Below are 19,223 nucleotides of genomic sequence, written 5' to 3'. Positions count from 1 at the left end.
TCGGGGCGGTCACAGGGATCCTCCGGTGCGGTTGCGGCGGGCGAGGAGCCAGAGCAGGAACGGCGCGCCGAGCGCACCGGTCACCACTCCGACGGGGAAGCGGGCGCCCGAGAAGGCGAGCCCGGCGACGTGCTGCGCGACCAGGTCCGCTGCGAGCACGACGACGATCCCGACCAGCGCGGACGGGATCAGCGGGACGCGCGCGTCCGGCACGAGCCGCCGCGCGATCGGCCCGGAGACGAAGGCGACGAACGCGATCGGACCGGTGGCCGCGGTCGCGACCGCGACGAGGCACACCGCCACCGCGAGCAGCCCCAGGCGGCTGCGCCGCACGTCGACGCCCAGCGCGGTCGCCGACTCGTCGCCGAGCTGCAGCATCGAGAGCCGCCCGGCCAGCAGCAGCGCGAGCGGCACGAGCACCAGCATCGACAGCGCAAGCGCCGGCACCCCCGCCCAGGACGCGGAGTTGAGGCTCCCGGTCAGCCAGCGCAGCGACTCCTGCACGTCCTCGAACTGCGCGCGCGTCTGCACGTAGGCGATCACGCTCTGCAGCATCGCCGCGATCCCGATGCCGATCAGGATCAGCCGGGCGCCGATCACTCCGCTGCCGTCGGCGAGCCAGGCGATCAGCAGCGCCGTGACGAGGGCGGCCGCGACCGCGATCACCGAGACCGCGCCCCCCGAGAGTCCGAAGAACGCGATCGCGACGACGGCCGCCGCGCTCGCACCCGAGGTGATGCCGATGATGTCGGGGCTGGCGAGCGCGTTCCGCAGCATCGTCTGGAAGATGACGCCGCCCATCCCGAAGCCGAGGCCGACCAGCACGGCGGTGAGCGTGCGCGGCAGCCGCAGCGTGCCGACGGTGAAGGAGGCGCCGGGCACCGTCTCGCCCAGCATCACCCGCAGCACCTCGAGCGGCGAGTAGACGGTGCTGCCGACGGTGAGTGACACGACGACGAGCGCGAGGGCGACCAGCGCGAGCACCCCGCAGCCCAGCGCGGTGCGGCGGGCGCGGCGGCGACGACCCGCGGCGACGCCGAGCGGCGGAGCACCCGCAGGAGAACGGAGTGACGGGGCGGCGCTCACAGGGCCCGCACCTTCGAGCGGCGCACGATCGCGATCAGCACCGGCGCCCCGATCAGGGCGGTGACGATGCCGACCTCCACGTCGCTCGGCCGTGCGACGACCCGCCCGATCACGTCGGCGACCAGCAGCAGCAGCGCGCCGAGCAGTGCGGAGGAGGGGAGCAGCCAGGAGTGCGACGGACCGGTGAACCGCCGCGCGAGATGCGGCACGGTGAGCCCGATGAAGCCGATCGGCCCCGCGATGGCGGTCGCCGCCCCGCAGAGCAGCACCGCGGCGAGCCCGGCCACGAGGCGCGTCCGGCCGACGCGGCGGCCGAGTCCCTTGGCGAGATCGTCGCCGAGCGCGAGGGCGTCGAGCCCGCGGGCGCTGCCGATCGCGAGCGCGCCGCCGACCGCGAGGAACGGCAGGACCTGGACGATGCTCGTGAACTCGGCGCCGCCGACCCCGCCGACCTGCCAGAACCGGAAGCGGTTGAGCGTCGCGTCCTGGGTGAGCAGCACCGCGCTGATCAGCGAGGCGAGGGCCGCGGCGGTCGCGGCGCCGGCGAGCGCGAGCTTGAGCGGTGTCGCGCCCTCCCGTCCGAGCGAGGCGACCGCGTAGACGAAGGCCCCGGCCGCCGCCGCGCCGAGGAAGGCGAGCCAGATGAACTGGGGGAGCGTCGTCGCTCCGACCGTCGAGATCCCGAGCACGACCGCGAGGGACGCGCCCGCGTTCAGCCCCAGGATCCCCGGATCCGCGAGCGGGTTGCGGGTCATCCCCTGCATCACCGCGCCGGCGAGCCCGAGCGCGGCACCGACGAGCAGCGCCAGGACCGTGCGCGGGACGCGCCCCTGCACCGCCGCGTCGACGATCGAGTCCGGGTCGGGCGCGGTGAGCGCCGGCCAGATCTCGCCGAGCGGGATCTCGCGCGAGCCGTAGACCAGCGAGAGCACCGACGCGACGACCAGCGCGGCGAGCACGGCGATCAGCGCCGGGACGCGCCAGCGCGCACCGGCGCCCCGGAGGCGAGTGTCGTCGCGTCCGGGGCGCCGGTGGGGTGCCGTGGCCTCGGCGGTCACGACACCTTGTCGGCGGCGGTCGCGAGGCCGGTCGTGTACTCGTCGAGCACCCACGGGATGCTCAGCAGGTTCGGCGACGAGGTCGCCATCGCCTCGGAGGAGTCGTCGGTGAGGACGTAGACCGAGCCGCGGGCGACCGCGGGGATCTTGGAGAGCAGCGGGTCCGCCTGCAGCGCCGCGAGGGTGGTGTCGTCGCCGTAGACGATGAGGACGTCGGCGTCGAGCTGGTCGGCGTTCTCGGAGCTGACGGTGCCGCTGAACAGCTCGGAGTCGCCGGTGAGCGAGACGACGCTCGGGGCGAGCTCGAGGCCGAGGTCCTCGACGAACTTCACCCGCGCGTCGTTGCCGGTGTAGTAGGTGAAGGTGCTGGCGTCGGTCGGGTCGTACCAGCCGTAGGTGAAGGTCTTGCCGGCCAGCGAGGGCTTCGCGGCGACGGCGGCGTCGATCTCGTCCTCGACCTCGGCGACCTTCGCCTCGGCCTCGTCGCCCAGTCCGAGCGCCTCGCCGTCGAGCTTCGCGGAGTCCTGCCAGGTGGTCGCCCAGGGCAGTCCCGGGTAGGCGACGGTCGGGGCGATCTGGCTGAGGGTGTCGTAGTCCTGCTGCGTGATGCCGGAGTAGGCGGAGAGGATCACGTCGGGGGTGAGTTCCGAGATCGCCTCGAACGGCACGCCGTCGGTCTCGTCGAAGAGGGTCGGCGTCTCGGCGCCGCTCGCGTCGAGCGCCTCCTTGGTCCAGGCGAGCAGGCCGTCGCCGTCCTCGTCGCCGTAGGAGGCCTTCGCGAAGCCGACCGGGGTCACGCCGAGGGCGAGCGCCACGTCCTGGTTGGTCCAGCTGGTCGCGACCACGCGGTCCGCCGACTCGACGGTCGTCTCGCCGAAGGCGTGCTCGACGGTGACGGGGAAGCCCGCGCCGGTCGCGGCGGCATCGGTGCCGCCGTCGGTGCCGGCGGCGTCGGCCCCCGCGGAGCAGCCGGTCAGCAGCAGGGCGGAGAGGCCGAGCGCGGCGACGGCGGAGACGCGCAGAGGCGTGCGGCGGAGGGGGGTGCGGGAGACGGGCACGGCGATCCTTCGGAGGGGGTGACGGGGTTGCGAAGGTTAACCTAACCTAACTTCCTGGCCGTGGGCCAGTCCCGGGCGAGCGCTCACGAGCCGGCGGTGCGGTCGAGCGGCTCCGACGAGGGGGTGGTCGCCTCGAGAGCCTCCTCCGGTCCTCGCGCCTCCACCTCCGCCGCGTCCCCGCTCGCCCGCCGCGGCCGCAGCTCGCTCACCAGCGTCCCCGCCACGATCAGCGCGGCCCCCACCAGCGCGAGCGCCGGCAGTCGGTCGCCCGCGAGCCGCCCGATCACCCCGCCCCAGACCGGCTCGGCGGAGTAGATGATCGTCGCGCGGGTCGGCGAGACGGAGCGCTGGGCCCAGTTCATCGTCAGCTGGATGAGGCAGCTGCTGGCGCCCAGGGCGAGCGCGGCGATCAGCCAGACCCAGGAGAACGCGGGGATCGCCTCTCCCGCGAAGGGCATGCCGGCGAAGGAGAGCAGCCCGGCGACCAGGAGCTGCACGACCGTCACCCGCCCCAGGTCGACCCGGCCGGCGAACGCGCTGATCAGGATGATCTCGGCGGCGATCGGAAGGGTGCTGATCAGTGTCGCCAGCTCGCCCGGGCCCAGCCCCACTCCCGTCTGCGGCCCCGCGATCAGCAGCAGTCCGGCGAACGCCAGACCGACGCCGACCAGGGTGAAGACGCCGGGCCGCTTCCGCAGCACGACCCACTGCAGCAGCGGCACCAGCGGCACGTACAGCGCGGTGAGGAAGGCCGAGGTGCTGCTCGGGATCGTCTGCAGTCCGTACGTCTGCAGCCCGTAGCCGAGGACGATCATCACCCCGATCGCCGCCCCCGCCCCGAGGTCGATCCGCCGCATCCCGCGCAGCGACCGGTGGAAGACCACCGCGCTGATCACTCCCGCCGCCAGGAACCGCACCCCGACGAAGAAGAGCGGACCGCTGTGCTGCATCGCCACGTGCACCGCCAGGAAGGTGCCGCCCCAGAGCGCCGTGATGCCGATCAGCGCCCACTCGGGTCGCGAGAACCGGACGGCTGAGAGAGGGGAGGTGCGCAGCATTCTGCACACTATAGAGTGCAGAACGATGCGCACGCCAGAGCCCTCCGCCGTCCTCGCTCACGTCGGCAGCAACCTCCGCCGGGCGCGGCTGGAGGCCGGGCTGAGTCAGGCGGCGCTCGCCGAGCTCTCCGGCATCAGCCGGCGCACGATCGTCAACGTCGAGGCGGGCGAGGCGAACATCAGCCTCACCGGCGTCGACCGCCTCGCCGTCGCGCTCGGCTCCAGCTTCACCGCCCTCGTCGCCGCACCGGGCTCCGTCCCCACCGCGATCGACGAGGTGGCCTGGCGCGGCGAGGATGCGGCGAGCGTCGCCGTCCTGCTCGCCTCCGTCCCCGCCCGCGCCGAGGCGCAGCTCTGGACCTGGACCCTCGGCCCCGGCGACCGCTACCGGGCGCAACCCGACCCCGACGGCTGGCACGAGATCCTCCTCGTCACCGCGGGCGCGCTCCTGCTCGAGCGCGAGGGCGAGCCGGACGTCCGGCTCGCCCTCGGCCAGCACATCGCCTTCTCGACCGCCCGGCACTACGCCTACGCGAACGCCTCCGACGGCGAGGCGACCGTCTTCACCCGCATCGTCGTGAGCTGATCCGGCGCTCGGAGCGGCCCCGGCCGGGCCCCCTCCGTCGTCCCTGATCGACGCCGTTCTGCACGTCCCGTGCCAGCGCGATCGTTCTCTGACGGGAAGCCCCGGATTTCGCGCCTGGACGGGAACAATGACCTCTTCACGGTCCGCGAGCGGTGACCCGGCGACCCGGGCCCTTCCGCCACTGCTCGCGGCGACGGAAGGGATCATGATGGAACTCTGGAAGACGATGACGATCGGTGCGGCTGCGGCGGTGCTCGTGGGTGTGGCGGCGGTGTCGCCGGCGATGGCGGCGCCGGTCGGGAACGCTGACGCCGCGGCCGTCGCCGCCGCGGCGTCTCTCGCGTCCGGGAACGCCGACGCGACGGCCGTCGCCGCCGCTGCCTCGATCGCACAGGAGATCTCCTCCCCCGGAGCGCGGACGGCGCAGCCCCTCTCCGTGCCCGGCTACGAGCTCGTCCAGACCGAGGACAGGACGGTCTCCTACCGAATCGTCGAGGGATCCGAGACTCCCGCCCCCGCGCGGGACCTCACCTTCTCGAACAACGACGGCGCACCGCTCGCCGCCTCCCTCGAGATCCGCTACCAGGCGGGCTCGGGCGAGTTCGTCGAAGAGGTCTCTCCTCTCGTGCAGCCCGGAGGCCCGTCCTGGAGGGCCGTGATTCCGGGTGATGCGCGGGACGTCGACTTCCAGGTGCACGACGCGTCCGGCGCGATCGTCGCCGAGAGGAGCTACCCCGGTGAGATACCCGCAGGGGATCCTCACGTCTACTGGGAGCGGTCGAGCTACTTCCGCCTCCCCGGCTACACCTTCGCGTGGTCCGGTAGCGCCTGAGGAGGGCCGCGCCGCGCCGGGTCACCGCGCGGCGCGGTCCTCCGGCGGCGCCGCCCAGGAGTCGTCCGGGCGGATGGCCCCCGCGATGGTCGCCGCGATCGCCTGCAGCTCCCGGCGCTGCCGTGCACTGAGCGGATCGAGGACGACGGCGCGGACCAGGGCCTCGTGGCCGGGCGCCGCCTGGTCCTGCTGGGCGGCACCGGTAGCGGTGAGTGTCGCGAGGGTCGTGCGCCCGTCCCCGGGATCGGGTCGCCGCTCCACCCAGCCGCGCGCCTCCAGCCGCGAGACCGCGCGCGACAGCCGCGACAGCGAGCTGTTCGCGAAGCCCGCCAGCGCGCTCATCCGCAGGGTCCGCTCCGGCGCGGTCGCGAGGGCGTAGAGGACGCCGTACTCGAAGTGACTCAGGCCGGAGTCCTGCAGCAGCTGCGCGTCGAGCGTCGCCGGGAGCCACTCGAGCACGGTCGCGAGCGCGCTCCAGGCGGCGAGGTCGTCGCCGCTCAGCGGGGCGGGATCAGGGCCGGTCACCTCTCGAGCCTACCGCCGATTCACTTGACCAGGAAAGTGAACCGGCTACAGTTTCCCAGGCAAGCAATCGCCTGCGGCAGACGAGGGAGACGACCGGGATGGATCTGGAACTGACAGGGAAGCGCGCGTTCGTGAGCGGTTCGACGCAGGGCATCGGCCGCGCCATCGCTCTCGCACTGCTGCGGGAGGGCGTCGAGGTCGTCGTGAACGGCCGCACCGACGCCGGTGTCCGAGCGGCGGTCGAGGGTCTCGACGCGCAGGTCCCCGGCGCCGTCGTCTCCGGCCTCGCCGCCGACTTCGCCGATGCGGAGTCCGTGGACCGCCTTCTGAAGCGCCTCGGCCGGGTGGACGTCCTGGTCAACAACGTCGGGCTCTTCGAGGTCGCGCCCTTCGCGGCGATCACCGACGAGCAGTGGCTGCGCTACTTCACGGTCAACGTGATGAGCGGCGTCCGCCTGTCCCGGCACGTCCTCGACCCGATGCTCGAGGCGGGCTGGGGCCGCATCGTCTTCGTCAGCAGCGAGTCCGGCGTGAACGTGCCGGGCGACATGACGCACTACGGAGTGACCAAGGCGGGGATGCTCGCGCTCGGCAACGGCCTGGCCAAGCTGACCCGCGGCACCGGAGTCACGGTCAACTCGGTCCTCGGCGGCCCGACCTGGTCCGACGGCGTCGCGAGCGGCGTCGAGGGCATCGCCGCCGCCCAGGGCGTGCCGGTGGACGCCCTCCGGGCCGCGATCATCGGCGGCAACACGACCTCGCTCGTCGAGCGCTTCCTCGAGCCGGACGAGATCGCCTCGCTCGTGACCTACCTGGCCAGCCCGCGCGCCTCCGCCACCAACGGCGCAGCCCTGCGTGCGGACGGCGGCGTGCTCACCGGCCTGCTCTAGGCCTCTCGGGGTCCGGTCGGTGCGGAGCCGTCGGCGGGCTTCGTCCGTCGTCGTCGCGCCGACCTCGGCGGCGCCGCCCGCAGGTGCTCGCCGACCCGCCCGAGGATGCGCGCGAGCTCGCCGGCGTCGGCGTCGGTGAGGGGGGCGAACAGCAGCCCGTGCACGGTCTCGATATGCCCGGGGAACACGGCCCGGAGGACCTCCCGCCCCGCGGCGGTCAGCGCGACGACGGTGCTGCGCTCGTCGTCCGGCGACGGCGAGCGGGTGACGAGCCCCCGCTGCTCGAGCAACTGCGCCTGGTAGGTGAGGCCGCTGCGGCTGTGCACGACGCCGTCGGCGAGGTCGGTCATCCGCTGCCGGCCGTCCGGAGCGTCGCCCAAGCGCGCCAGCAGCTGGAACTGGAGGTAGCTCAGATCGCCCGCCTCGCGCAGCTGCTGCTCGACCGCCGGCCGCAGCAGGCTGCCGACCTCGGTGAAGGCCAGGTAGGCCGAGAGCTGGGTCGGGGTGAGGGCGTCCGTCATGTTCTCGATCCTACTATTGCTTCGAATTCAAAGCAGTGTTACCGTCTCCCCAGTGCTTCGAATTGGAAGCAATGAGGTGAGGGAGACGATCATGCAGGCAGTGCGATTCCACGAGGTGGGCGGACCCGAGGTCCTCGTCCAGGAGGAGATCCCGGTCCCGACTCCCGGCACCGGGCAGGTGCGGCTCCGCGTGGCGGCGTCGGCCTTCAACGCGGCCGACGCCGGCATGCGGGCCGGCTTCCTGCCGATCCCGGTCGAGCTCCCGCACGTCCCCGGGTACGACGTGTCGGGCACCGTCGACGCGGTCGGCGACGGGGTCGAGGGAGTCGCGGTCGGCGATGCGGTCCTCGCGTTCCTGCCGATGGAGCGCGACGGCGGCGCCGCCGAGTTCGTGCTGGCGCCGGCCGAGGCCGTGGTCGCCGCTCCGACGAGCCTCCCGCTCGCCGACGCGGCTGCGCTGCCCTCGGTGGCGCTCACCGCCTGGCAGGCGCTGTTCGACGACGGCCGGCTCGTCGCCGGTCAGCGGGTCCTCATCATCGGCGCGGGCGGAGTGGTCGGGAAGTACGCCGTGCAGCTCGCGAAGCGCGTCGGCGTGCACGTGATCGCGACGGCGAGTCCGCGCAGCATCGACGCCGTCCGGTCGGCGGGCGCCGACGAGATCATCGATCACACGGCGACCGACGTCCTCGCGGCTCTCGGCGAGCAGGTGGACGTGCTGCTCAACCTGGCTCCGCTCGAGCGGGAGCGGTTCGCCGCCTCGGTCGCCGCGGTGCGCGACGGCGGGGCCGTCGTCAGCACGACGGCGTTCCTGACCACGCCCGGCGACGACAGCCGCGGCGTCCGAGCGGCGACGGTGTTCGTGCTCCCGGACCGCGAGCGCCTCGCGCAGCTCGTCGCCCTCGTCGATGCGGGGGAGCTGACCGTGGAGGTCACCCGCCGGGTACCGCTGGCCGAGCTGCCGGCGATCCACGCCGAGTCGGCCGGGGGTCGCATCACCGGCAAGGTGATCGTCCTCGCGTGAGTCCGCGCCCGACGAGCCGAAGCGCAGTCGAGGGCCGGAAGGAGGCAGGAGGAGGCGGGAATGGAGAACCGCCTCCCCCTGCCCGTCGTGTCGTGGTCGTCGTCCCTGAACCCTGCGGTCAGGGGAGCGCCACGTCAGCTGGGGAACAGTCAGCTGAACATCAGCAGGAAGAAGGCCACGTCGGCTCCTCTCATCGGGTCGGACGGGACGGGTCGCCGGGACGGCGGGGACCTGCCTCTCGGTGGCGAGGAGCGGCCCGCTCGCGCGGGGGCGGCTCGTCCCCGCCGTCGACTCGCTAGAGCGAGCCGAAGAAGGCGATGACGATGGCGACGAGGGCGTTGAGCAACACGGCTGTCTCCTGTCGTGGTGTCGGACGGACGGATCGGTCACGGGGACCGGCGCCCACTGTCACCGATGCTCGGGCGCGGGTTCAACTCGATGGCGCTCGTCGTCCTGGGTGGCGGAATCGCTCCTTGTCGAGAGGCCGCCGACGGCAGGCTCCGTGCCATCCGCCTCAGTCCGCGACAGCGATGACGTCCTTCACCGCTCACTCCACGAGGATCGGACGACCCTCCCTCGTCACGGCCGAGGGGAGACCGCCGTCCTCCTCGGTCGGTCGAGAGTCCGAGCGAAAGGAACACGATGAAGCTCATCCGCACCACGACCATCGGCGTGATCGCCGCAGTACTCCTCGGCCTCGCGTCCGCGCCCCCGGCGACAGCAGCGGACGACACGGGCGGGACGGCGACGGACTCGACCCTCTGCACCACGAACCACTCCGTCTACAAGGCGGATACCACCGTCAAGGCCCACCTGGACGGTACCGACGTCGTGATCGACGTGTCGGCCGGGCTCTTCCGGACGCGCACCCGGATCGTCGTCCTGGTGAACGACGAGTACATCGGCGAGACCTACTGCGGCACCGCCTATTACGCGCACCGCTGGTCCGCGGGCGATCGGGTCTTCATGAGGATGGGGCCCGCGAAGCCCGGCGACGAGGTGCGGGTCGCGGTGATCGGAGGCCGTCCGGGCGAGCCGATCGGCTCCCGCTTCGGCCAGTACAGCCTGCTGGAGGAGCGGCTGAGCACGCCCGGGTCGGAGCGCTGACGGTCGACGATCCCGGGACTCGGCCCGTGGTGCTCCAGTCCGTGGTGCTCCGGTCCGCGGTGGCGGGATCCACGGTGGTGAGATCCACGTGCCCCGTCGTGGTCGCGGTCACCCCTGAGTGTGCGGGTGGCCGCGGCCGATGCGGCGGGACTAGTCGAAGATCGAGATGAGATAGGCGATCAACGCGAAGATCATGACGGCTCCCTTCCTCGGACCTGATCGGGCGCCCGGTGGTGGGTGACCGTGGTTCCACCGTGGACCTCGATCGCCCGACTCTCCACTGATCGGCGGAGACCGATGACCTGGCGGGAATCGGTCGGTCGCCGACCGGGTCAGAGCAAGCGGGAGCGCGAGAGCAGAGCGTGCAGCAGCGGCAGTGCCGACACCGCCATCAGGACCGTGCCGAACACGGTGTCGTCCGCCCGGACGACCGCGCCCGCGATGAGCAGCCCGGCGAAGAGCACCGCCGAGACGATCCGCCGGACGGTTCCCTCGAGCCGGTTGAGCCGGCGCTCGACCGTGGGAACGGTGACCGCGAGGGTCCCGTCCTCGAGGGTGGTCGCCAGCTCGTCCAGGCGTCGCGGCAGCCGGACGAGCAGCCCGAGCGTGTCGAGCGCCTGCCGGCCCACGTCCTGCGCGACGTTGCCGCGCTCCTCCCGGATCAGCTGCTGCGCGTAGGGCTCGACGGAGTCCCAGAGGTTGAACGCCGGGTCGAGCGCGCTGCAGACGCCGGAGGTCAGCGACATGGCCCGGATGATGAGCAGGAAGTTCTCGGGCAGCTGGAAGGGCAGCGAGCGGACCACGTCGCCGAACTGGATCGCGAAGTCGCGGAACTCGCGCGGATCGACCTCGCGCAGCTCCGCGAAGCCCATGCCGCCGAAGCGCGCGAAGAGCTGGGTCATCGCGCGCTCGAGCTCGCGGGAGTCGGCGGAGGGGAGCAGCACGCCGACGTTGCGCGCGGCGTCGACGAGCCCCTTGCCGTCGCGCGAGGCGGCGGCGATCAGCATCGCGCGCAGCCCGGCCCGCGTCGTCGGCGGCACCTCGCCCATCATCCCGAAGTCGATGAAGGTGAGCCGCCAGGGCAGCTCGCCGCCGGGGGTGGGTGTGACGAAGACGTTGCCCGGGTGCGGGTCGGCGTGGAACCAGCCGTTGGTGAAGAGCTGATCGAACATGACCGCGGCGAACACCGGGGCGACGTCGCGCGGGTCGATCCCGGCGGCGGCCAGGCCCTCCGCGTCGGTGATCTTGATCGCGGTGACGTCCTGCAGCGTCAGCACCTTGCGGGTCGAGCGCTCCCAGATCACGTCCGGGACGCCGACGCGGGGGTCGCCGGCGAAGTCGGCGGCGAAGCGCACCGAGTTGGCCGCCTCGCGCAGGTAGTCGATCTCCTCGAGGCTCGTGACGGCGAACTCCTCGACGAGCGCGGGCGCGTCGACGCGGTCGGAGACGAGCCGCACGTGGGTCAGCCAGCCGCCGATGCGCCGGAGCGCCGCGAGGTCGACCTCGACGATCTCGTCGATGCCGGGGCGCTGGACCTTGACGATGGCGTTCTCGTGCCCGGAGTCGGCGGCGTCCACCGGCGACAGCCGCGCGCGGTGCGCCTGCCCGAGCGAGGCCGCGGCCACCGGTGTCTCGTCGACGTCCGCGTAGGCGCGCGCGAGCGTCATGCCCAGCTCGGCCTCGGCGAGGGCCCGGATCCGCGGGAAGGGGACTGGCGGCACCTCGTCCTGGAGGCCCTCCAGCTCCCGGGTGATCTCGGGCGGGAGGACGTCCAGGCGCGACGACATGAACTGGCCCACCTTGATCATCAGACCGCCGAGATCGACGGCCAGGACGTGGAAGCTGCGCGCGAAGCGCCGCATCCGCTGCGGGCGGGTGCGCAACGCGATCGCCGTCAGCCCGATGCGGGGCAGCAGCAGATCGAAGAACCAGGTCACCGCGAGGTGCCAGGAGGCGAACCGCAGGATGCGGCGGTAGCGACGCTGGTCGCTGCGGGCTCGGCGGCCCGGGTCCGTGGGACCCGGGCGGACCGGCGCCACCCGGGTCAGTCCTGCGCGAGGATCGCGTACAGGCGCCGGCGCACGTCCTCGAGTTCGGTGACGGCCTGCCGGATCTGCGCCGGGGTGCCCGAGCGGCCGACCTGCGCGGCGGCCTGAGCGAGTGCGACGCCGGCCTTCGGCAGCGCGCCGAAGTCGACCTGGTCGGACTCGGACCACGGGGCATCGGTGCCGGACGCGGCGACCTGCGCGCGGCCGGAGTCGGTGAGGCTGTAGGTCTTGCGGCCGTTCGACTCGTCAGCGGCGATCAGGCCCTCGTCGGCGAGCAGCTGGAGGGTCGGGTAGACGGAGCCGGGGCTCGGCTTCCAGCTGCCGCCGCTGCGCTCCTCGATCTCGTGGATGATCTGGTAGCCGTGCATCGGCTGCTCGGCGAGGAGCGCGAGGACGGCGGCGCGGACGTCGCCGCGGCCGACCCGGCTGCCTGTCCGCTTCTCGAAGCCGGCGCGGGCCTGCTCCATCGCCTGCCAGATGCCGTCGATGGGGTTGCCGGCGCCGAACGCGCCGGTCGAGGACTGGTATTTCATGATGACCTCCGAGTGTCTTCCGAGTGTGCCGTTCCGAACGACCGTGTCGCTCCGAACGATACTCAGCGATATGTGCGGCGACTGTGAGCGACTGCCGGATGAGGCGTGCATCCCGGTCGCTCCTGACGCCCGCAGCAGGCGCGGTCGACCGCACAGGTGTCTCGCGCCACGGCCGAGCGACCGCGAGTCCCGCCGGATGAGGATGTCTCGTCGCGACCAGCCGCGGGCGTCCCGAAGCGCTCCGCTCCTTCGTCTCTGGTCGCCTTCATCGAAGGGATACCCATGAGGAACACGCGCGCTGCCGCGGCCTGTCTCGCCGCGACCACCCTGTTCGGCCTGCTGGCGGCGACGCCGGCGCAGGCCGAGCCGACCCCGACTCCGACGACCATCGCGCCCACGCCGACGGCCGTTCCGCGTCAGCCGGCCCCGACTCCGACGACCATCGCGCCCACGCCGACGGCCGAGCCCGCTCCGGGAGCGGCGCCGTCCGCGCAGCCGACGCCGGTGATCGCGACGCTCTCGGACGAGGGGGTGCTGGTGTCGCTGTCCGACGACCTGTACCGGTCGGAGAAGCGGATCGTGGTGATCGTCGAGGGGAAGCCCGTCGCTCAGATCCAGAGCAAGCAGACGCGCGGTGTGACGAGGGTGGTCCCTGATGTCGTCGATGGTCGGACGGTCCTGCACATCCCCGGGGTGAAGCCCGGCGATCGCATGGCGGTCACGGAGTACGTGGGGTCGCTGGACGACGGGTTCGACGACACGCTCCGCCGGACGAGGCTCTTCGCGGGGCAGCTCAGCGATGCCGCTCCCGCGTCGACCGAGGCCGCTCCCGGAGCGGTGCCGATCGCGCAGCAGCCGTTCGTGATCGCGACGCTCTCGGACGAGGGGGTGCTGGTGTCGGTGTCCGATGACCTCTACCGCACGGACAAGCGGTTCGTGGTGATCGTCGAGGGGAAGCCCGTCGCTCAGATCCAGAGCAAGCGGACTCGCGGTGTGGTGAGGGTGGTCCCCGATGTCGTCGATGGTCGGACGGTCCTCTACATCCCCGGGGTGAAGCCGGGCGATCGCATGGCGGTCACGGAGTACGCGGGGTCGCTGGACGACGGGTTCGATGACACCCTCCGCCGGACGAGGCTGTACACGGCGCAGCTCGGCGATGCGGCTCCGACGGGCGGGCAGCCGGCTCCGGTCTCGACCGCGGCACCGACTCCCGGTCCTGTCGCGGGGCCCGGTACTGCGAAGGATGCTCCGGTGGTGACGGTGTCGTACGAGGACCGCCGAGCGGTCTTCTCCTTGGCGGAGGACGTCGCTACCAGTACGGCGCGGGTGTTGATCTCGGTGAACGGCGTGAAGATCGGATCGGTCTGGAACGACGAGCTCACCGGTCTCTCGGGCGCCTACTACTCGGGGCACCGGCTGTACTTCGCGGCTGATGCGCATCCGGGTGACCAGGTGAAGGTCACTCTGGAGGGTGGCAACGGGTCCGGTGTCGATGAAGACGCTCCGGAGCGTGTCCTGTTCGAGGGGACGCTGTAGCCGGCGCTGCTCTCTCTCGAGAAGTGGTTCTGTACGCAGAAGTTGCGGTAGTCGAGTGCGACTACCGCAACTTCTGCGTGGTGATGGGGGCGGGATCGGCGCGGGCCGCGCTGGAGCGGAGCGCGGCGCGGCGCTCGCGGGTCGGGACAGGCATCCCGCACTGCGCGACAGGGGGAGAAGGGGTGCGGTGCGCCTCGAACACAATGGCTCCTCGTGACCGGCCGGGGCCGCTCCAGAAGGCGCCGCTTCGTCGTCGCCGGTCGCAGTGAGAGAGGAATTCCATGAGAAGCACGCGCACCCTGGCGGCCTGCGTCGCCGCGACCGCACTGGTCGGGCTGCTGTCGGCGACGCCCGCGACGGCGGCACCGGCCGACCCGGCCGGGGTCGGGGCCTCCCGGTCCGCGGCCGCGCCGGCCGTGCCCGCTCCTGCGCCGAGCTCGGCTGTGACGGCGTCCCTCGTGAACGGTCACGTGATCGTGAGCCTCCCCGGCGAGATCTCCTCGTCGGACACGTGGCTCATGGTCCGCGCCGGGGAGAGGGTCCTCGGTCAGATCCAGAACGGCGTCGTCCTCGGCGGGACGTCGTACTACGCGTTGGACGGCCGGATGAAGATCGAGTTCGGTGCCGCGCAGGCGGGTGAGCGGCTGGAGGTCTTCCAGCTCGAGGGATCGCTGGGCGATGACGTCGACGACGCCCACTGGATCAAGAAGCTGGCCGACTTCCGAGCGTCGGACGCTCCGGTCGAGTCGGGACTGACGGCGTCGTTCGTGGACGGCTTCGCGGTGGTGAGCGTGCCCACCGCCGTCATCGCGGCGGAGAGGAGGCTCGTGTTCCGGGCCGACGGGGTGGAGGTCGGTCAGAGCTACGGCGGGAAGACGTTCATCGGCGGCGGCCAGGACGGGCGGACCGCGTTCCTCGGCAGCAAGCGGATCGACGGCGACCGGACGAGGATCCAGCTCCTCGGTGTGAAGCCCGGCAGCCGGGTGGAGGTCTCGGAGTACGAGGGAGCCGGGTTCGACTTCGGGGTGGAGGACGTCAAGCGGATCGCGAAGCTGTTCGACCAGCAGGTGGGCGAGAAGCCGGGCATGGCGGTGTCCCTGGTGAACGGGAACGCCGTGCTGTCCGTGCCCGATGAGGTCCTCCGGACGAACAAGCGGCTGGTGGTCTCCACCGGCGGAAGGGACCTCGGTGAGATCCAGGGCGACGCGGCGTACGGGCCCGTGAAGGTGTGGCGCGAGGGTGACGCCAAGCTGTTCGAGTTCAGCACGGTGTCGCCCGGTCAGCACCTGGAGGTCTGGGAGTACGAGGGCACGTGGTACGACTCGCGCGATCCGGCCCACCGCAAGGAGAAGCTGCTCGACCAGGTTCTGACGGCCACGCCGCCTGCGCCTCCCGCGCCCGCCCCGGTGGAGCCGACGTTCGTGAAGGCGTCGATCTCGGACGGTCGTGCTCTGGTCACCCTGCCGGACGCGATCGTCGAGTCGGATCGGCGCTTCGTGGTCGTGGTCGGCGGGAAGCCCGTCGCCGAGATCCGGGAGAACGATGCCCGCGGCGTCGCCGGTGTCTCGAAGTCGACCGAGGACGCGGAGACGACCTTCTTCATCGATGGTGTGGATCCCGGCGATCGGCTGGAGGTCTGGGAGTACGAGGGCGTGCTGGGCTTCGGCTTCGACGACGCGCTTCGGAAGGCGAAGGTGTTCGACCAGCAGCTCTAGGCCACCCGGCTCATGACGCTGAAGTCGCGGTGGTCGCGTTCGACCACCGCGAATTCAGCGTTGTGGCGGGGTCAGCGCGGGGTGCGCAGGAGTGCGGTGCGGCGCTCGCGGTCCTCGAGGGCGGCGCGCTCGTGGCGGAGGGCGGCGACCTCCGCGTGGGTGGGCGGGAGGCGGCGCTCCCGGGTGCTCCACGCCACGAGGGCGATGCCCGCGCGGAGCGCGAGGCGGTCGAGGAGGCGGGCGAGTCGGGGTCGGGGGAGGCGGGCGACGAGTGTCGCTGCGGTGTTCACGATGGTGTCCTTCGTGCGGGGCCCGGTCGGTGCCGGGCGGCTGGCGCGCGGGCGCGCCGGAGAGCGCCTGGTGGGCGCGGCGAGGAGCGCGCTCGGAGCGCGCGGAGCGGCCGCCGGAGGGGCGGCGCGCAGGACCCGGGATCGGGTCGGGGACGGGACGACGGTCCGTGCGGCGGTGCCGCGGGACCGGGAGCTTCTTCTGCGCCGTCACCGTCTGAGCGATGACGAGCGGGAGGCTCGACCGGTCAGTCGGAGAGGGCGCCGAAGAAGCCGGCGGTGGTGAAGTGCGGCGCGTTCGTCATGGTCGGCTCCTTTCGTGGTGGCGTTCGTCGACCGTAGCGGGCTGCGGGTGTACCTGGCAAGAGGCTGAGTGCGGGTCGGCCCCTTCTGCTGATCGAGTAGGCCGCGGAGCGGGCGTATCGAGATCCTCCGTGCTGACCGCGTGGGTCTCGATACGCCGCCTGCGGCGGCTACTCGACCAGCAAGAGAGGGCATGCAGCGCCGAAGGTGTCAGTCCTTGCATGCTGATCGAGTAGGCCGCACTGCGGCCGTATCGAGATCCACCACCGTCAGAAGACAGGTCCGCAGACCCGCTCTGCTGGCGACGGCGGATCTCGATACGCCGCGTTCCGTGGCTACTCGACCAGCATGCTTCCCGGGTCAGGCGCGGGGGCGGGGCTGCAGGCGCTCGAGCTGGGTGACGTGGGCCGGGGTGAGCTCCTCGAGGGAGTGGGCGCCGAGGAGCTTCATGGTGCGGACGATCTGGTCGGAGAGGATCGCGATGGTGCGGTCGACGCCCTGGCGGCCGCCGGCCATGAGGCCGTAGAGGTAGGCGCGGCCGATGAGAGTGAACTTCGCTCCCAGGGCGATGGAGGAGACGATGTCGGCGCCGTTCATGATGCCGGTGTCGACCATGACCTCGGTGTCGGTGCCGACCTCGCGGACGACCTCGGGGAGGAGGTGGAAGGGGATGGGGGCGCGGTCGAGCTGGCGGCCGCCGTGGTTGGAGAGGACGATGCCGTCGACGCCGAAGTCGGCGAACTTGTGGGCGTCTTCGACGCTCTGGACGCCCTTGATCACGAGCTTGCCGGGCCACATCTCGCGGATGACCTTGAGGTCTTCGTAGCTGATGGTGGGGTCCATGGCGAGGTCGAGCAGGTCGCCGACGGTGCCGCCGGTCGCGCTGAGCGAGGCGAACTCGAGCTTCTGGGTGGTGAGGAAGTCGAACCACCACCACGGGCGGGGCAGGGCGTCGAGGACGGTGCCGACGGTGAGCTGCGGCGGGATGGAGAAGCCGTTGCGCTTGTCGCGCAGGCGCGCGCCGGCGACGGGGGTGTCCACGGTGAAGAACAGGGTCTCGTAGCCGGCGGCGGCGGCGCGCTCGACGAGGCCGTAGGAGATCTCGCGGTCGCGCATCACGTACAGCTGGAACCAGTTCCGGCCGTGCGGGTTGGCCTTCTTCACGTTCTCGATCGAAGTGGTGCCGAGGGTGGAGAGGGTGAACGGGATGCCTGCGGCGGCAGCCGCTCCGGCTCCGGCGGTCTCGCCCTCGGTCTGCATCAGGCGGGTGAAGCCGGTCGGGGCGATGCCGAACGGCATGGCGGAGGGTGCGCCGAGAACGGTCGCGGTGGTGTCGACGGCGGCGACGTCGCGGAGCACCTGCGGGTGGAACTCGACGTCCTCGAAGGCCTGGCGGGCGCGGGCGATCGAGATCTCGCCCTCCGCGGAGCCGTCGGTGTAGTCGAACGCGGCCTTCGGGGTGCGGCGCTTCGCGATCGAGCGGAGGTCCTCGATGGTGAGAGCGGCGTCGAGGCGGCGCTTGCGGCCGTCGAGCTCGGGCTTCTTGAAGCTGAGGTACTCGAGCAGCTCGACGGGCTTCGGGAATTGGCGCTGGACCATGCTGGTCAGCCTTTCTCGGGGGAGGAGGGACGGGGTTCGTAGCGCGTCGGCGGGAACGCCCGGCGCACGAGGGCGCGCAGCGACTCGAGCGAGCCGGAGACGAGACCCTGCGCGCGGGCCTGGACGATGATGTTCCCGATCGCCGTGGCCTCGCTGGGACCGGCCTCGACCGGGAGCCCGGTGCGGTCGGCGGTCAGCTGGCAGAGCAGCTCGTTCTGCGAGCCGCCGCCGACGACGTGGATCGTGCGGACGTGCTTGCCGCTCAGCCGGACGGCATCGGCGAGGGTGCTCGCGTAGGCCTCGGCGAGCGACTCCAGGATCGAGCGGACGAACTCGGGGCGGGTGCGCGGCTGCGCGAGACCGCGCTCGACGCACCACTCGACGATCCGGCCGGGCATGTTGCCCGGCGCGAGGAAGCGCTCGTCGGCCGGGTCGAAGGTGGTGATCGGTCCGCGGATCGCCGCGGCCTGGCGCAGCAGCTCGGCGAGGTCGATCTGCTCGCCGGTGCTGCGCTCCCAGGTGCGGATCGACTCGGAGAGCAGCCAGAGCCCGGAGACGTTCTTCAGGAATCGGACTCGCCCGTCGACGCCGCCCTCGTTGGTGAAGTTGGCGGCCCGACCCTCCAGCGAGACCACCGGCTCCTCGAGTTCGACGCCGACGAGCGACCAGGTGCCACTGGAGATGTACGCGAAGTCCTCGCCAGCGGCCGGCACGGCGACGACGGCCGAGGCCGTGTCGTGCGAGCCGACGGCGACGACGCCGAGCCCGACCGGGGCGCCGAGCTCCGCGGCGACGGCGGGCAGGAGCGAGCCGAGCCGGGAGCCCGGCTCGATCAGGGGCGCGAGGATCCCGAGCGGCAGATCGAGGCGCGTGAGGAGCTCGTGGTCCCACGCGCGGGTGTGCGGGTCGAGCAGACCCGTGGTGGAGGCGTTGGTGATCTCGGTCGCGGCGACACCGGTCAGCCAGTAGCCGATCAGGTCGGGGACGAGCAGCGCCTGGTCGGCGAGGGCGAGCACGTCGCGCTCGGCGGCGAGCTGGAACAGCGTGTTGAACGGCAGGTGCTGCAGTCCGTTGCGCGCGTAGAGCTCCTCGGCGCCGATCCGTGCGTGCACGTCGGCGACGCCGCGCGCGGTCCGCTCGTCGCGGTAGTGGTACGGCGCGCCGAGCATCCGGCCCCGGCGCAGCAGGGCGTAGTCGACGGCCCAGGAGTCGACGCCGATCGAGACGACCTCGGGCTCGTCGCGGAGCGCGTTGGTCAGCCCGGTGGTCAGCGAGCGGTGCAGCTCGAGGATGTTCCAGTGCAGCGCGGACTCGCCGCCCTCCTGCACGCGGACGGGCTGGTTCGGGAAGCGCGCGACGTGCCGCATCCGCAGCTCGTCGTGGCCGACGTAGCCGAGGATGACGCGCCCGCTGGTGGCGCCGAGGTCGACCGCCGCGACGGCCTTCATCGGAGGACTCCT

18 protein-coding genes are annotated in these 19,223 nt (G+C 72.2%); 7 read left to right on the top strand and 11 right to left on the bottom strand.

The genetic code is table 11. The annotated features are described in order from the left end of the window. Nucleotides 1-9: 9 nt before the first annotated feature. The 4 genes from MT350_RS13690 to MT350_RS13675 all read right to left on the bottom strand — a co-directional run bounded on the left by MT350_RS13690 (nt 10) and on the right by MT350_RS13675 (nt 4,260). Complete coding sequence (locus MT350_RS13690) at nt 10-1,086, bottom strand: iron chelate uptake ABC transporter family permease subunit (RefSeq protein WP_127887653.1); 1,077 nt, start codon at nt 1,084-1,086, stop codon at nt 10-12. Then, the gene (locus MT350_RS13685; protein WP_133962793.1) at nt 1,083-2,144 is read right to left on the bottom strand and encodes an iron ABC transporter permease; all 1,062 of its coding nucleotides are present in this window, start codon (nt 2,142-2,144) and stop codon (nt 1,083-1,085) included. Before MT350_RS13685 ends, MT350_RS13690 begins: the two co-directional genes overlap by 4 nt. After that, nucleotides 2,141-3,202 carry an iron-siderophore ABC transporter substrate-binding protein gene (locus MT350_RS13680; RefSeq protein ID WP_243616137.1) on the bottom strand — a complete coding sequence of 354 codons (1,062 nt, stop codon included), beginning with the start codon at nt 3,200-3,202 and terminating at the stop codon, nt 2,141-2,143. The genes MT350_RS13685 and MT350_RS13680 overlap by 4 nt, the downstream gene beginning before the upstream one ends. Nucleotides 3,203-3,285: 83 nt before the next feature. After that, on the bottom strand, nt 3,286-4,260 hold the full coding sequence (locus MT350_RS13675) for a DMT family transporter (RefSeq protein WP_243616136.1): 975 nt from the start codon (nt 4,258-4,260) through the stop codon (nt 3,286-3,288). A gap of 25 nt (nt 4,261-4,285) precedes the next feature. Between MT350_RS13675 and MT350_RS13670 the strand changes: the two genes are divergently transcribed. Both MT350_RS13670 and MT350_RS13665 read left to right on the top strand, forming a co-directional pair. Further along, nucleotides 4,286-4,846 (top strand): XRE family transcriptional regulator, encoded by a 561-nt coding sequence (locus MT350_RS13670; RefSeq protein WP_243616135.1) that lies wholly within the window; start codon nt 4,286-4,288, stop codon nt 4,844-4,846. A 205-nt stretch (nt 4,847-5,051) separates the two neighbouring features. After that, nucleotides 5,052-5,678: a hypothetical protein gene (locus tag MT350_RS13665; protein ID WP_243616134.1), complete on the top strand. Its 627-nt coding sequence runs from the start codon at nt 5,052-5,054 to the stop codon at nt 5,676-5,678. Nucleotides 5,679-5,699: 21 nt separating this feature from the next. On the opposite strand, the gene MT350_RS13660 is transcribed toward MT350_RS13665, so the two are convergent. Beyond that, nucleotides 5,700-6,203, bottom strand: a complete 504-nt coding sequence (locus MT350_RS13660) for a MarR family winged helix-turn-helix transcriptional regulator (RefSeq protein WP_243616133.1) — start codon at nt 6,201-6,203, stop codon at nt 5,700-5,702. 98 nt (nt 6,204-6,301) lie between these two features. Between MT350_RS13660 and MT350_RS13655 the strand changes: the two genes are divergently transcribed. Then, entirely contained in the window at nt 6,302-7,093 is a 792-nt protein-coding gene (locus MT350_RS13655; protein ID WP_243616132.1) for an SDR family NAD(P)-dependent oxidoreductase, read from the top strand. Here the strand turns inward: MT350_RS13655 and MT350_RS13650 are convergent. After that, nucleotides 7,090-7,614 (bottom strand): MarR family winged helix-turn-helix transcriptional regulator, encoded by a 525-nt coding sequence (locus MT350_RS13650; protein WP_243616131.1) that lies wholly within the window; start codon nt 7,612-7,614, stop codon nt 7,090-7,092. The genes MT350_RS13655 and MT350_RS13650 overlap by 4 nt on opposite strands. A 91-nt stretch (nt 7,615-7,705) precedes the next feature. Here MT350_RS13650 and MT350_RS13645 point away from each other — a divergent pair, with 91 nt between their 5' ends. Further along, entirely contained in the window at nt 7,706-8,635 is a 930-nt protein-coding gene (locus tag MT350_RS13645) for an NADP-dependent oxidoreductase (RefSeq protein ID WP_243616130.1), read from the top strand. A 642-nt stretch (nt 8,636-9,277) separates the two neighbouring features. Beyond that, nucleotides 9,278-9,742, top strand: coding sequence for a hypothetical protein (locus MT350_RS13640; RefSeq protein WP_243616129.1), 465 nt, complete (start codon nt 9,278-9,280; stop codon nt 9,740-9,742). A 332-nt stretch (nt 9,743-10,074) separates the two neighbouring features. Here the strand turns inward: MT350_RS13640 and MT350_RS13635 are convergent, their stop codons facing one another. Beyond that, on the bottom strand, nt 10,075-11,781 hold the full coding sequence (locus MT350_RS13635) for an AarF/ABC1/UbiB kinase family protein (RefSeq protein ID WP_243616128.1): 1,707 nt from the start codon (nt 11,779-11,781) through the stop codon (nt 10,075-10,077). Between the two features lie 5 nt (nt 11,782-11,786). Next, nucleotides 11,787-12,323, bottom strand: a complete 537-nt coding sequence (locus MT350_RS13630) for a PadR family transcriptional regulator (protein ID WP_243600618.1) — start codon at nt 12,321-12,323, stop codon at nt 11,787-11,789. Nucleotides 12,324-12,902: 579 nt separating this feature from the next. Between MT350_RS13630 and MT350_RS13625 the strand changes: the two genes are divergently transcribed. Together MT350_RS13625 and MT350_RS13620 are read left to right on the top strand one after the other, a co-directional pair. After that, complete coding sequence (locus tag MT350_RS13625) at nt 12,903-13,859, top strand: hypothetical protein (RefSeq protein ID WP_243616127.1); 957 nt, start codon at nt 12,903-12,905, stop codon at nt 13,857-13,859. Between the two features lie 281 nt (nt 13,860-14,140). Continuing rightward, nucleotides 14,141-15,574: a hypothetical protein gene (locus tag MT350_RS13620; protein WP_243600616.1), complete on the top strand. Its 1,434-nt coding sequence runs from the start codon at nt 14,141-14,143 to the stop codon at nt 15,572-15,574. 71 nt (nt 15,575-15,645) lie between these two features. Here MT350_RS13620 and MT350_RS13615 read toward each other — a convergent pair whose 3' ends face one another. From MT350_RS13615 to MT350_RS13605, 3 genes are all read right to left on the bottom strand, one after another. Further along, the gene (locus tag MT350_RS13615; protein ID WP_243600615.1) at nt 15,646-15,864 is read right to left on the bottom strand and encodes a hypothetical protein; all 219 of its coding nucleotides are present in this window, start codon (nt 15,862-15,864) and stop codon (nt 15,646-15,648) included. 660 nt (nt 15,865-16,524) lie between these two features. After that, nucleotides 16,525-17,763 (bottom strand): alpha-hydroxy acid oxidase, encoded by a 1,239-nt coding sequence (locus MT350_RS13610; protein WP_243616126.1) that lies wholly within the window; start codon nt 17,761-17,763, stop codon nt 16,525-16,527. Between the two features lie 5 nt (nt 17,764-17,768). After that, entirely contained in the window at nt 17,769-19,211 is a 1,443-nt protein-coding gene (locus tag MT350_RS13605; protein ID WP_243598065.1) for a rhamnulokinase family protein, read from the bottom strand. Between the last annotated feature and the right edge of the window lie 12 nt (nt 19,212-19,223).

The sequence above is a fragment of the Rathayibacter sp. VKM Ac-2928 genome (genome assembly GCF_022815545.1).
GTDB lineage: Bacteria > Actinomycetota > Actinomycetes > Actinomycetales > Microbacteriaceae > Rathayibacter > Rathayibacter festucae.
This window is presented reverse-complemented; position numbering and strand designations above follow the sequence as displayed.

Bases quoted from the DNA above. Each gene is read 5' to 3' on its own strand.
- MT350_RS13650 (WP_243616131.1), bottom strand. From the start codon at position 7,614: ATGACGGACGCCCTCACCCCGACCCAGCTCTCGGCCTACCTGGCCTTC.
- MT350_RS13640 (WP_243616129.1), top strand. From the start codon at position 9,278: ATGAAGCTCATCCGCACCACGACCATCGGCGTGATCGCCGCAGTACTC.
- MT350_RS13605 (WP_243598065.1), bottom strand. From the start codon at position 19,211: ATGAAGGCCGTCGCGGCGGTCGACCTCGGCGCCACCAGCGGGCGCGTC.
- MT350_RS13665 (WP_243616134.1), top strand. From the start codon at position 5,052: ATGATGGAACTCTGGAAGACGATGACGATCGGTGCGGCTGCGGCGGTG.
- MT350_RS13645 (WP_243616130.1), top strand. From the start codon at position 7,706: ATGCAGGCAGTGCGATTCCACGAGGTGGGCGGACCCGAGGTCCTCGTC.
- MT350_RS13620 (WP_243600616.1), top strand. From the start codon at position 14,141: ATGAGAAGCACGCGCACCCTGGCGGCCTGCGTCGCCGCGACCGCACTG.
- MT350_RS13670 (WP_243616135.1), top strand. From the start codon at position 4,286: ATGCGCACGCCAGAGCCCTCCGCCGTCCTCGCTCACGTCGGCAGCAAC.
- MT350_RS13655 (WP_243616132.1), top strand. From the start codon at position 6,302: ATGGATCTGGAACTGACAGGGAAGCGCGCGTTCGTGAGCGGTTCGACG.
- MT350_RS13630 (WP_243600618.1), bottom strand. From the start codon at position 12,323: ATGAAATACCAGTCCTCGACCGGCGCGTTCGGCGCCGGCAACCCCATC.
- MT350_RS13675 (WP_243616136.1), bottom strand. From the start codon at position 4,260: ATGCTGCGCACCTCCCCTCTCTCAGCCGTCCGGTTCTCGCGACCCGAG.
- MT350_RS13610 (WP_243616126.1), bottom strand. From the start codon at position 17,763: ATGGTCCAGCGCCAATTCCCGAAGCCCGTCGAGCTGCTCGAGTACCTC.